The 12965-nt window shown below is 60.0% G+C and carries 11 protein-coding genes; 3 read left to right on the plus strand and 8 right to left on the minus strand.

Features of this window, described 5'->3' with window-relative positions:
• Positions 1–47 precede the first annotated feature (47 nt).
• From PFAS1_RS16705 to PFAS1_RS16715, 3 genes are all read right to left on the minus strand, one after another.
• Entirely contained in the window at positions 48–272 is a 225-nt protein-coding gene (locus PFAS1_RS16705; protein ID WP_074880051.1) for a hypothetical protein, read from the minus strand.
• 364 nt (positions 273–636) lie between these two features.
• Positions 637–3741 carry a multidrug efflux RND transporter permease subunit gene (locus tag PFAS1_RS16710; RefSeq protein WP_076029841.1) on the minus strand — a complete coding sequence of 1035 codons (3105 nt, stop codon included), beginning with the start codon at positions 3739–3741 and terminating at the stop codon, positions 637–639.
• On the minus strand, positions 3738–4898 hold the full coding sequence (locus PFAS1_RS16715; RefSeq protein ID WP_076029842.1) for an efflux RND transporter periplasmic adaptor subunit: 1161 nt from the start codon (positions 4896–4898) through the stop codon (positions 3738–3740). The genes PFAS1_RS16710 and PFAS1_RS16715 overlap by 4 nt, the downstream gene beginning before the upstream one ends.
• Before the next feature lie 643 nt (positions 4899–5541).
• Between PFAS1_RS16715 and PFAS1_RS16720 the strand changes: the two genes are divergently transcribed.
• Together PFAS1_RS16720 and PFAS1_RS16725 are read left to right on the plus strand one after the other, a co-directional pair.
• Complete coding sequence (locus tag PFAS1_RS16720) at positions 5542–5799, plus strand: hypothetical protein (RefSeq protein ID WP_007943495.1); 258 nt, start codon at positions 5542–5544, stop codon at positions 5797–5799.
• A gap of 143 nt (positions 5800–5942) precedes the next feature.
• The gene (locus PFAS1_RS16725) at positions 5943–7082 is read left to right on the plus strand and encodes a transporter substrate-binding domain-containing protein (protein WP_076029843.1); all 1140 of its coding nucleotides are present in this window, start codon (positions 5943–5945) and stop codon (positions 7080–7082) included.
• 59 nt (positions 7083–7141) lie between these two features.
• Here PFAS1_RS16725 and PFAS1_RS16730 read toward each other — a convergent pair whose 3' ends face one another.
• The 5 genes from PFAS1_RS16730 to norR all read right to left on the minus strand — a co-directional run bounded on the left by PFAS1_RS16730 (position 7142) and on the right by norR (position 11508).
• The gene (locus PFAS1_RS16730) at positions 7142–7891 is read right to left on the minus strand and encodes a YkgJ family cysteine cluster protein (RefSeq protein ID WP_076029844.1); all 750 of its coding nucleotides are present in this window, start codon (positions 7889–7891) and stop codon (positions 7142–7144) included.
• A gap of 84 nt (positions 7892–7975) precedes the next feature.
• Positions 7976–8302 (minus strand): hypothetical protein, encoded by a 327-nt coding sequence (locus PFAS1_RS16735; protein ID WP_076029845.1) that lies wholly within the window; start codon positions 8300–8302, stop codon positions 7976–7978.
• Between the two features lie 81 nt (positions 8303–8383).
• Complete coding sequence (locus PFAS1_RS16740) at positions 8384–8842, minus strand: GNAT family N-acetyltransferase (RefSeq protein WP_076029846.1); 459 nt, start codon at positions 8840–8842, stop codon at positions 8384–8386.
• A gap of 27 nt (positions 8843–8869) precedes the next feature.
• Positions 8870–9772 (minus strand): chemotaxis protein CheV, encoded by a 903-nt coding sequence (locus PFAS1_RS16745; RefSeq protein WP_074880028.1) that lies wholly within the window; start codon positions 9770–9772, stop codon positions 8870–8872.
• A gap of 185 nt (positions 9773–9957) precedes the next feature.
• Positions 9958–11508 (minus strand): nitric oxide reductase transcriptional regulator NorR, encoded by a 1551-nt coding sequence (gene norR / locus PFAS1_RS16750; RefSeq protein WP_074880025.1) that lies wholly within the window; start codon positions 11506–11508, stop codon positions 9958–9960.
• Between the two features lie 156 nt (positions 11509–11664).
• On the opposite strand from norR, the gene hmpA reads away from it, so the two are divergent.
• Positions 11665–12846, plus strand: a complete 1182-nt coding sequence (hmpA, locus tag PFAS1_RS16755) for an NO-inducible flavohemoprotein (RefSeq protein WP_076029847.1) — start codon at positions 11665–11667, stop codon at positions 12844–12846.
• Positions 12847–12965 lie beyond the last annotated feature (119 nt).

A 12965-nucleotide genomic window follows, 5' to 3' on the forward strand; every position in this document is an offset into this window, starting at 1 on the left:
AAAGAGCCGATGAAAAGTGTCGAGGGAAACAGAGCGATATTGAACAATCAGCTTTCTTTCTCAATCGGTGGTCGGGCCTGAGTGCTCGACGCTTGAGGGGTTTGCGCAGCTTCCTGAGCCTTGGCCGTCATTTCGTTGTGAGTCTGTTCGAATGCAGCCGCGCGTGCGGAGTTTTGCGCGACGAACGTCTGCGACTCTTCAGCGATGGCGAACGGAGACAGAAACAAAGAGGACAAAACGAAAGCGCTGGCAATACCCATAGTGTTGGACATCTTTAAAACCTTCTTGCTTGGCAAGTGCTGTTTGGTGCGGCAAAGATAAGGGGGATTGGCGAGGGGAAAAAGAGCGGATTCATGAAAGGACTGTTGCGCTTAAGGCAACAGTTGACCACCGATCGTTCCCACGCTCTGCATGGGAATGCCTCAACGGACGCTCCGCGTTCGGCTTGGAATGGGACGCGGAGCGTCCCTGGCTGCATTCCCACGCGGAGCGTGGGAACGATCATTTGGCGGGGGCAGACCGGGAGATGGATACCGAAGGTATTCATGCCGTGATCACTGCGCACAAACACATCCCCGCCGTGAATCAGCGCAATGGCCTTGACGTCTTCGATAAGAAGAACGCGAATGACCCGCCTCAGTCTGTGGTCGCCAGCGCCGGTTGAGGTGCTGATGCTGGTGGGAGAGGGTGCCGATGGAATAGCCGCTCGAGCCACAAGTATATGACTGGCGTGGTGAACAGCGTCAGCGCCTGGCTCACCAGCAAACCGCCGACCACCGCGATCCCCAGCGGCTGGCGCAGTTCGGCGCCGGTGCCATAGCCGAGCATCAGCGGCAGGGCACCGAGCAGGGCGGCGAGGGTGGTCATGATGATCGGACGGAACCGCGTCATACACGCCTCATAGATCGCCTCTTCGGGAGGCAAGCCACGGTTACGTTGGGCGTCCAGCGCGAAGTCGATCATCAGAATGCCGTTCTTCTTGACGATGCCGATCAGCAGCACCAGCCCGATCAACGCCATGATCGAAAAGTCCTGCCCGCAGATCCACAGCATGACAACCGCCCCAAGCCCCGCCGAGGGCAGCGTCGAAATGATCGTCAGCGGATGCACGAAGCTTTCATACAGAACGCCCAGAATGATGTACACCGCGACCAGCGCCGCCAGAATCAGCCAAGGCTGACTGGCCAGCGAACTCTGGAACGCCTGGGCGGCGCCCTGGAAATTGCCACTGATGGCCACCGGCATGCCGATGTCGGTCTTGGCCTGGTCGAGCATGATCACCGCATCGCCCAACGCGACGCCGGGCGCCAGGTTGAACGACAGGTTGGCCGCCGGGAACATCCCGTCGTGAGCGATGGACAACGGGCCGATGGTTGGCGCATCGAATTTCGCCAGGGCCGACAGCGGCACCATTTCCCCGCTCAGCGGCGAGCGCAGGTAGAAATAGTTGAGGCTTTCGGCCTTGCCGCGCTGCTTGGTGTCCAGTTCCAGAATCACGTTGTACTGGTTGGTCTGGGTCTGGAACTCGTTGATCTGCCGTTGGCCGAAGGCGTCGTACAGCGCTTCATCGACATCGCTGGCGGTCAGGCCGAAACGCGCTGCGGCGCTGCGGTCAATGCTGATGTGGGTGATGCTGCCGCCCAGTTGCAGGTCGTTGGAAATGTCACGGAACGCCGGGTTGGCGCGCAGCTTTTCCGTCAGGCGCTGGGTCCAGGTGCTGAGGACTGCACCGTCGTTGCTCTTGAGCACGTATTGGTACTGCGCGCGACTCGGACCGGAACTGAGGTTGATGTCTTGCCCGGCGCGCAGGTACAGCACGATGCCCGGGACTTTCATCAGTTGCGGGCGAATCCGGTCGATGAACTGGCTGGCGGACACGTCACGATCGCCGCGCTTTTTCAGCGAAATCCAGAAGCGGCCGTTAGCGATGGTCTGGTTGCTGCCCGCAACGCCAACCGAGTGTGAGAACGTCTCGACAGCGGGGTCGGCGGCGACGATTTCGGCCATTGCCAGGTGTTTTTTCACCATGTCGCCGTAGGAGATGTCCGCCGCTGCTTCGGTGGTGCCGAGGACGAAACCGGTGTCCTGCACGGGGAAGAAACCCTTCGGAATGAAAATGTACCCGGCGACCGCCAAGCCGAGGGACAGGCCGAATACACCGATCATCAACTTCTGATGGGCGAGGGCCCGGCGCAGGCCTTTTTCATACAGCGCCAGCAAGCGTTCGCCGAAGCCCGATTGGCGGTGTTGCGGCGCACGCATGAATAGCGCGGCCAACGTCGGTGCCAGCGTCAGGGACACCACCACCGAAATCATGATGGTCGAGGTAGCGGTCAGGGCGAACTCCTTGAACAGTCGCCCGACCACGCCGCTCATGAACAGCAGCGGAATGAACGCCGCCACCAGCGAGAAGCTGATCGAGACCACGGTAAAGCCGATCTCGCCGGCACCCTTGATCGCCGCTTCGCGCCTGCCGTCGCCGGCTTCCAGGTGACGGTGAATGTTTTCCACCACCACAATCGCATCGTCCACCACAAACCCGACGGACACCACGATCGCCACCAGCGTCAGGTTATTCAGGCTGAAACCCATGATGTACATCAGGGCAAAACTGGCGATCAGCGACACACCGAGCACCGACGCCACGATCAGGGTCGCCGACAACTGCCGCAGGAACAGCGCCATCACCGCCACCACCAGCAGGATCGCGATCAGCAGGGTGATTTCCACTTCATGCAACGACGCGCGGATGGTCTGGGTGCGGTCGACCAGCACGTTGACCTGCACCGAGGCCGGCAGCATGGCCTCCAGCGCCGGCAGGGCTGCTTGAATTCGGTCGACGGTCGCGACGATGTTGGCCCCCGGTTGCCGGAAAATCACCAGGTTCACCCCCGGCTTACCATCAGCCCACGCCTGGATGTAGGCGTCTTCCGAACCGTTGACGACTTTGGCCACATCCTTGAGATGAACCGGTGCGCCGTCCTTGTAGGAAACAATCAGCTGACCGTATTCCTCGGGGTGGAACAATTGGTCGTTGGTGGACAAGGTCGAAATGCTCGACTCGCCGTACAACGCCCCTTTGGCCAGATTGAGGCTGGTCTGCTGGATTGCCAGGCGAATGTCCGCCAGCGTCAGGCCGATGGCAGCGAGTTTGTCTGCTGACGCCTGCACCCGGATCGCCGGACGTTGCTGACCGGTGATGTTGATATTGCCTACGCCGTCGATCTGGCTGATCTGACGGGCGAGCAGGGTTTCCACCAGGTCACTGACTTCGGTGCCGGGCATTTGCGGCGAGTGGATGCTGAGGATCAGCACCGGGCTATCGGCCGGGTTGACCTTCCTCCAGTTCGGCAGGTTCGGCATGTCCTTGGGCAGTTTGCCGGCGGCGGTGTTGATCGCGGCCTGGACTTCCTGCGCGGCGGTGTCGATGCTTTTGTCGAGGGTGAATTGCAGGGTCAGGATGGTCGAGCCCAGGGCGCTGCTCGAGGTCATCTGGGTCACGCCGGGGATGGCGCTGAATTGCACTTCAAGCGGCGTGGCCACCGACGAGGCCATGGTTTCGGGGTTGGCGCCGGGTAATTGCGCGGCCACCTGGATGGTCGGGAATTCCGCTTCCGGCAGTGGTGCAATCGGCAGTCGCGGGAAGGCGATGACACCGAGCAGCACCAAGGCAAAGGTCAGCAGGACCGTCGCCACCGGATGATCGATGCACCACGCGGAAATCGAACCATGGCCCTTCATGGTTTCGGCTCCGATTGCACCACTTGCGGTGGGTCGGTCACGACCTGCACGGTCGAACCCGGTTTGAGCCGCGACTGGCCGTCGCTGACCAGTACGTCGCCCGGTTTCACGCCCTTGATGAGGTCCTGGCCGCTGCCTTGATGAACCATCTGCACCTGAACGACTTCGACCTTGTCGCCATTGACCCGGTAGACGAAATGTTGATCGAGGCCACGTTGTACGACGGTAGGCGGCACTACCAGCGCATTTTTATCCAGTGCTGTCTGAATCTTTACCGTTACCAGCAGGCCCGGCCAGAGTTTCTGTGCGGGGTTGGCGAATTCGGCCTTGGCGCGGATGGTCCCGGTGTTGGCGTTGATCTGGTTGTCGATCAGGGTCAGGCGGCCTTCGCCCAGCAGGTTGCCGGTTTCCCCATCGGTGTCGGCACCGATGTAAGCCTTGACCGGCGTGTGCCGGGGATCGTTGATCAGGCCTTGCAGGGTCGGCAACATGTGTTGCGGCAGGGAAAACTCCACGGCGATCGGGTCGATCTGGGTCACCGTGAACAGGCCTTGAGCGTCGGTCATGCGCAGGAAGTTGCCTTCATCCACCGTGCGAATACCGACGCGACCGGTCACCGGGGAGCGAATCTGTGTGTAGGAGAGCTGCACTTGAGCGGCGTCGATTGAGGCCTGGTTACCTTGGGCGGTGGCTTTGAGTTGGTTGACCAGGGCTTGTTGCTGGTCGTAGGTCTGCTTGGAAACCCCGTCGTCCACGCTCAACAGTTTGTAGCGCTTGAGGTTGACCTGCGCCACTTGCAGTTGCGCCAGGCTTTCGCCAAGTTGTGCCCGGGCCTGTTCGAGGCTGGCGCGGATCGAGCGGTCGTCGATGGTGGCGAGCAGATCGCCTTTGTTCACCCGTTGGCCTTCCTTGACCAGGATTTTGGTGAGGATGCCGTCGATTTGCGGACGCACCACAACGCTATGCAGGGACAGCACCGAGCCGATGCCGCTGACGTAGCGTGGGACGTCTTTTTCGATGACGTTCACTACCCGAACGGGGATCGCAGAGGGGGCGGTCAGTTTGGTGGCAACGGGTTTGTTGGCGTACCACAGGCCCAGCGCTGCCAGGACGATCAGAAGGGCTGCGAGCAAGGCGGGTTTTTTCTGAATTCGCATGCGAGTGGGGCGCCGGGGCTGTGGGTCGGTTTTTTTTCAGGTTTGTATCTTCCTTTATAAACCTGTTCGCCGGTCAGGGAGGTGAATGCTAACTGACGGCGCTGTCAGTTTGGACCGCTGCGGGGCGATGCCGATCCTTCCTTGGCGGCCTTTGGGCCGACCATGTTGCTGTTGGTGGTGTACATATCCGTTTCTGCGGTAACGGCGGCTTAGGGTTTCGCCCTTACGGCGAGTCCCTTTTGTCAAACGCCACAAAATGAACCAAAAAGTCTCGCCCCGGCGTCCGGCCCCTCGCTTGGGCTCGGCGTTCCTTCGTTCCGAAGGGGCGGGTGGATCAAGATCAAGAGCTGCAGGCGAGCTAACGCTCGGCCTGATGAGTGGTGAGGAGCGAAAGGCGAAAGGCGTACGCGATCTCCTGTGAGCGAGCCTGCTCGCGATGGCGGCCTGACAGCCGACCAATGTCGCTCAGATGGATACTGTTCAATTGGGTCCGGGCGGGTTCCGACGAAGGCGTCAGGTCAGTCAATACAAAACCCGACGGACTCGCTTGCTGCTTGAAGCTTGCAACTCCCGACACAGGTATACTGCCGCCTTTCGCGGCTCGCTGATCGGGCCCGACTCTATTGCATCACCCGGAGCTTTCATGACTTCCCCGACACAACCGCCGGTTGCCGACGCTTTGAGCGACGACCAGGCAGACCTGCCAGACAGCGTCGACTCCAGCGCAGACAGCGAAACCAAAGCCGCGATCCCGGCGTTCAAGTTCCCGTTCAAGCCGGGCGACCTGGCCGCCGCGAAGAATGCCAGCCAGCCCTGGTACAAGAACGGCGCAAAGAACGGCCATACCAAGACCCCGGGCGCAGCGCCTCCTGGCACTCGTCGCTCGATGGGCAAGCGCTGACGGTCGGGCATTTTGTTGCGCGGTAATTGTTCTGTCTGTCATTGAGATAGTTCCCACAAGGATGAGCGATTCGTCCTCTGGGAAAGTCGGTGGCCTCTCGTCGAAGATTCATGCCCGTGAATTTTCGATGCAGGCCGCCAAAAATGTCTCTGGTAAAAACCCTCTCTTTCCTGTCGCTGGTGGCCCTGACCACTGGCTGCATGTCGACTGTGCCCGATCCACAAATCCGTTTCGGTGTCGAAGCGCTGGTTCCGCCGTTCGAGAGCCGTAACGACAAGGGTGAGCTGGTCGGATTGAATATCGAGTTGGGCAACGCGCTGTGTGCCGAACTCAAATCCCGCTGTGTCTGGGTTGATCAGGATTACGCGACCAACCTTCATGCCCTTGAAGCCAACCGTTTCGACGTGATCATGCCGATGACCGCCACCCCTGCGCGTCGTGAGCAGGTTGATTTCACCGAAGACCTGTATCCCTTGAGTAACCGTCTGGTGGCTCGCGTGGGCTCGAATCTGCAGCCGGATGCGCAATCACTCAAGGGCAAGCGTATCGGCGTGCTTGCGGGCACAAGCCGCGAGGCTTTCGCCAAGGCTCGCTGGGCAGCGGCCGGGGTGACGGTGCGCAGTTTCAATTTCAACAACCAATTGGTCGACAGCCTGCTCGCGGGTGATATCGATGCCACCCTGCAAGACTCCGTTGAAATTACCCACGCGTTATTAAGCCTGCCCCAAGGGCAGGCTTTCGAGTTTGCCGGAGCCCCTGTCAGGGACCCGATGCTGGGCAGTGGCGTGGCCATGGCCGTGCGAAAAACCGACACTCTGCTGCGCGATAACCTGAATGCGGCGCTGGAGCGTCTTAAGCAAAATGGCCAGTATCAGGCAATTACCCAGCGTTATTTGCCGCCCGCAGTGCCAGACTCACCACGCTACATTGCGAATGAGGAAGGTCTGGCATTTTCCGATGCGGTGCAGGTCGGCGAGACCCTTTACCTTTCCGGGGTGCTCGGCCTCGGGGCTGATGGCGAACTGGTGAAGGGCGGCATCGGCCCGCAGACGACCCAGGTCATGGAGAACTTGCGTACCGCGCTGCAACGCAACGGTTCGTCCCTGGCTCAAGTGGCCAAATGCACGGTCATCCTTGCCGACATAAGGGACTTTTCCGCCATGAATGCTGTGTATCGCAGTTTCTTTGCGGCAGATCGTTTGCCCGCACGTACGACGTTTGCCGGCAAGTTGGTCGAGAACGCGCGGGTAGAAGTGGAATGTCTGGCAGTGACGGCCAGCTAATCTTCTTGGCGACGAATCACTGCGCAACGGTATTGCGCAGTGATTCCGAGACTGGCGCCTCAGGCCACCCGCAACGAAATAAACGCATAGTTCGCTGGCGTATCTGTCGCCACTTGCGCACCCGCCGCCTGCACTTGCCCGGCGATGTCCTCGCCCGACACATGAAATAACCAGTCAGCGCCTGACCCGACCAATGGCTGCGCCGCAACCTGATCGATGACCCTCGCGAACGCCGTCATGTCCGGCAGGTAAGCGGTAAACCCATCACCCTTCAACGCTGTAGTCCCAATCCCCAGCAACGCGCAAATCGCTTCCTTGGTCCGAATGTCATCGCGATCCGCCTGACGGGAGCGCTGGATTAATTCCGCCAACTCCTGATCGACCAATTCACCTCCCACAATCAGGTTCGGTCCCTTTTCCCACGACTCGGGCGGACATTCTTTCGCCGCAGTGTTCAGGGGAATATGCGGATTGATTTCCATCGGGTAGATGCGGCACACCAGCGGTCGGCGTTCATAGATGCGGCAGAGGTTGTCGTCGTCAAGATTCCGGCAAGGACCGACGTTGTAAGCGGCAAAAGTGATGGCTATGTACGCCTCGGATACGCCGCTTCGAACCTTCACTGAGCGGCGTTCGGCATGTTCGCGCTGCTGCTCTTGCAAGCCCAGGCCATTGCCGAGGAAACCTTCCACCAGCACGATCACTTGACCGCCATCGGCCGCCCACATCCGCGCTTCGGGCAGGGTCAGGGGCACGTGATGGTCGTTGCAGCATTTGCCACAGCCTACGCAGGAAAACGTCGTATTCATTGAACGGCCAGTTGCATTGAAGAACATGAAAACGGCGACAGAATGTCGCCGCAAAGGCCGCTATCGAAGCAAGTTATGCGCCAGTCACTGCGCCTTGGCGGTTGGGCGAATGGAGTCCCATTCGGTGACGTAGGCGGTTTTGCTTTTTTTGTTATAGAGACACAGTTCGGTGCCTTGTTGGCCTTTCATGTGTTTTTGCGGGTATTGGCCTTGCACCAGCAGTGCGGTGTAGCCAACCCGGTCATCGAACTGCGCGGCGTTGCCCACGGGTTTGGCATTTTTCAAACCGCTGGCCTTGGTGCAACTGGCGAGCACGGCTTTGTCGTAGGCGGCCCAGGCGTCGGTGCTGGATGCGTGAGCCTGAAAGGCGAGAGCGGTGAGGCAGAGGAAGGTCAGGCTTGCGGCTTTCATGGGGCGGGCATCCTTGGGGGGGGGCAAGGTTGGAGTATGCCTGATGGTTTCAGGTTGAATGTGTCGGCCCCCTCGCCACAGTCAGGCCGGAACCGGTTCCCGGCGGACCACGCGCATCCCGGCACTTTCATACAGCCGCTGCGCCCGAAGGTTGTCTTCCAGCACCTTCAAGTCGACGAAACCCTCGCGCCGTTGCTGAAAAATGTTGAAAGCATGTAGCAGCAACGCGCGTCCCAAACCTTGGCCCTGAGCTCGTGGATGGACGACCAGGTTCTTGATGTAGGCGCTGGTCCAGCACTGGCACACCCCAACGATGCCTTCGGCATCCAGAGCGATGAAACACAGGCTCGGATCATATTCAGGATCGGTTTCAAAACGCTGTTGCCACACGTCCAGCGCCGGCACGCGACCGCCACCTTCCTGATAGCCCAATTCCATCAAACGATGAATGGCTTCAGCCAGATCGGGGCGGTATTCGCTGAGGACGATTCCCTCAGGCCAAGTGATTGCGGGCACAACTTCAGCGAGGTTACGCCGCATCAGAAAACAGAAGTCCTTGCTCAAGCCTCAATGACCTTGTTCAGCGACCGCCTTGGCCGCTTCGATCAGGCACTTGGTCAGTTCTGGCGAGGAGAACTTGGTCAGCACTGCGTTCGCGCCGGCAAGACGGGCCTTTTCGCTGTTCATCGCGCTGTCCAAAGAGGTGTGCAGCAGCACATAGAGGTGCGAGAAGTCGGGGGTTTCGCGCAGGGTTCGGGTAAATGCGTAACCGTCCATCTCCGACATTTCGATGTCCGAGACGATCAGGTTGATTTGCTGGGCCGTGCCTTGCAGGTCCAGCAGGCAGTCGATGGCTTCCTTGGCACTGCGAGCGGTGTGGCATTGCAGGCCGAGGTTGCGCAGGGTGTGCACTGATTGTTGCAACGCCACCTGGCTGTCATCGACCACCAGAATCCGCGCGTTGCCGAGTACTTCGGCGTCTTCCATGCTCAGTTCGGTCGGCGCCGTTTCGATCTGCGCCGGGGCGATGCCATGGATCACTTTTTCGATGTCCAGCACCTGTACCAACGTGCCGTCGACCGAGGTCACGCCAGTGATGTACGAACGCACGCCGCCAGAGCCAAACGGCGGCGGACGGATGTCGGTGGTCAGGCAGTGGACGATCTTGCTCACGGCTTGAACGTGCAAACCCTGCTTGGAGCGGCTGACATCGGTGACGATCAGGCAGCCACCGTTCGGGTCTTCCAGCGGTCGTTCGCCGATGGCACGGCTGAGGTCGATCACTGATAACGACGCGCCGCGCAAGGTGGCGATGCCTTTGACGTGGGGATGCGCCTCCGGCAGCTTGGTCAGCGGTGGGCAGGGAATGATTTCGCTGACTTTCAGCAGGTTGATCGCCATCAGCTTGCCGCTGCGCAAGGTAAACAGCAGAAGCGAAAGTGAATCTGCGCGGGCTTTGTTTGAAGACATAAAAACCTTCTGTGGAAAAAGGTGATGGGCAGTCGCGAGGATCGCCAACAGCTATCGATGCCGGGTTATCGACTTGTTACGGGCAGGCTTTAGGGTTATTCCCTATCCATTGGTCCAACAGCAAACCCTGTGGTGAGGGGGCAAGCCCCCTCGCCACAAGGATCCCATTCGCCACACTGATCGGGTTACTTCATGCCCAGGCGTTTGGCCATCCTTCCAAGATTCGCCCGATCCAAGCCTAGCTCACGCGCTGCGCTTGCCCAATTGTTATGGTGCCGTTCCAGGCAGGCGTTGATCAGTCGACGCTGATAATCCTCGGTCGCCGCCCGCAAGTCTCCCGAGACCAAAGCCGCAGGGCTGGCAGGGACCGGCTCGGTTGCCAGCTCAACGCTGCCATTGGGCAAATCCAGATCCGCCGCGCTCAAACTCAGAATCTTCGGCCGTTCCTTGCAGTTACCCAACGCCTTCAAGGCACTGCGGCCAATCAAGTGTTCCAGCTCCCGCACATTGCCCGGCCATGTATAGGCCAGCAATGCCGCCTGCGCATCGCTGGTCAGCCGCAGGCTGTTGAGGCCCATGCGCGAGCGGTTTTGCTCCAGGAAGTAGCCGCTGAGCAGCAGCACATCCCGCCCACGGTCACGCAACGCTGGCACCAGCAGCGGATAAACGCTCAGACGGTGATAGAAGTCGGCGCGGTAGCGGCCGCTGCGCACTTCCTCGGCCAGGTCGCGGTTGGTCGCGGCGATCAGTCGTACGTCGACCAGATGCTCTTTATCCGACCCCAATCGCTGCAGCTGACCGCTTTGCAGGACGCGCAGCAATTTGGCCTGGACGGTCAGGGACAGCTCACCGACTTCATCGAGAAACAGCGTGCCGCCATTGGCCAGTTCAAACTTGCCGCGCCGATCGTTCATCGCGCCGGTGAAGGCGCCGCGAACGTGGCCGAACAATTCGCTCTCCACCAGTGTGTCCGGCAGCGCGGCGCAGTTGAGGCTGATGATCGGCTTGTCAGCCCGGGGCGATGCGGCGTGGATGGCTTGGGCGACCAGTTCCTTGCCGACTCCGGTTTCGCCGGTGATCAGCACGGTAAGGTCGCTGCCGCCCACCAGATTGATTTCTTCCACCAACCGTTTGTGGGCCTTGCTCTGGCCAATCATCTCGCGGTTCTGCTGGCCGCTGGCCTGTCGGTAAACCTCGGCACGCTGATGTTCGTCTTCGACACGATTGGCCAGGCGTTCGATGCGCTCGGCGGCGTTGACGGTGGCGGCGGCGAGGCTGGCGAAAGCTTCCAGGGCGTCCAGTTCGATCGGTTCGAAGCGCTCCGGATCGAGGGCGTCGAGGGTCAGCAAACCCCACGGACGCTCATCGATAAACAGCGGGCAACCCATGCAATCGTGGACTTCCAGATGCTCATCGAGGCCATCGACCAATCCGTCGTAAGGGTCGGGCAGGTCGCTGTCGGCGGCAAAACGGGTCGGGCCGTGGCTGCTGAGCAGCGCTTCGAAACGCGGGTGTTCGCTGACTTTGAAGCGTCGGCCGAGGGTGTCGGTGCTCAACCCGTCGACGGCCAGTGGCACCAGCCATTCGCCATCAAGTCGCAGCAGGGCGGCGGCATCGCACGGGAGCAAGGCGCGCATGGCTTCGAGCAAGCGTCGATAGCGCTCGCCTTCAGGGAGTTCGCGGGACAGGTCAGCGACCAGTGGCAGCAGGGTGGTGAGCAAGGCTTTTGCAGTCATAGTGACTCCGTGTAGTCGGTATGACTATAAGTCAGGGTGTGTCGATATGACTATCAAGAATTTAACTTGTTGATTTATAGGGTTTTAATTTTTGGCACGAAAACTGATAGCTATAAGGCAAACAGTTAGCAATCCAAGTAGTTCAGGAGTCGCCTTATGCTTAGCGTTCAAGACCGTGCAATCGTCAAATCCACTGTGCCCTTGCTGGAAAGCGGTGGCGAAGCATTGATCACCCATTTCTACCGCATGATGCTGTCCGAGTACCCGGAAGTTCGCCCGCTGTTCAACCAGGCCCACCAGGCCAGCGGTGATCAGCCGCGTGCCCTGGCCAACGGTGTCTTGATGTATGCGCGGCACATCGATCAGCTCGACCAGTTGGGCGACCTGGTGGCCAAGATCATCAACAAGCACGTGGCCCTGCAAATCCTTCCGGAACATTACCCTATTGTCGGTTCATGCCTGCTGCGAGCCATCTCTGAAGTGCTGGGTGAAGAGATCGCCACACCTGAAGTAATGGCTGCCTGGGGGGCTGCTTACGGTCAATTGGCCGACATCCTGATCGGCGCCGAAACCAGCATCTATGACCAGAAGGAGCAGGCACCGGGCGGCTGGCGCGGGGCGCGGGAATTCATCGTGGTGGCCAAGATCGACGAAAGCGAGGAAATCACCTCGTTCTACTTTGAACCGGCCGACAAAGGCCCGATTCTGGCGGCAGAGCCAGGCCAGTACATCGGCATGAAACTGATCCTCGATGGCGAAGAAATTCGTCGTAACTACTCGCTGTCGGCCTTGACCAACAAGGGCCAGTACCGGATCAGCGTCAAACGTGAAACCGGTGGCCGCGCCTCCAACCACCTGCACGATCATTTGCATGTGGGCTCCAGCATCCAGTTGTTCCCGCCATCGGGCGAATTCACTCTGACCGACAGCGACAAACCGCTGGTGCTGATCAGCGGCGGCGTCGGCATCACTCCGACCCTGGCAATGCTCGAAGCGGCGCTGGCGACCGAACGGCCGGTGCACTTTATCCACTGCGCACGTAACGGTAGCGTTCACGCCTTCCGCGACTGGATCGATGGCTTGGCCGAGCGTCATCCGCAACTCAAACGCTTTTATTGCTACGACGAAGATGACGGCGTGAGCCCGGCTGCGGACAAGGTTGGGTTGTTGAGTCAGGAGCAACTGGGCGAGTGGTTGCCGCAGCAGCGCGATCTGGACGCGTACTTCCTCGGCCCTAAAGGCTTCATGGCGGCGGTGAAGCGTCACCTGAAAGCGTTGGGTGTACCGGAGAAGCAAAGCCGTTACGAGTTCTTCGGGCCGGCGTCGGTTCTGGAGTAACCACTAAAGCGAGAAACCTGTGGCGAGGGAGCTTGCTCCCGCTGGGCCGGGAACCGGCCCCGCTCTACCTGAAAAGAAGGGACTGCTGCGCAGTCCAGCGGGAGCAAGCTCCCTCGCCA

Origin of the sequence: Pseudomonas frederiksbergensis (assembly GCF_001952935.1) — a bacterium.
In the GTDB taxonomy this organism is placed as follows: domain Bacteria; phylum Pseudomonadota; class Gammaproteobacteria; order Pseudomonadales; family Pseudomonadaceae; genus Aquipseudomonas; species Aquipseudomonas frederiksbergensis.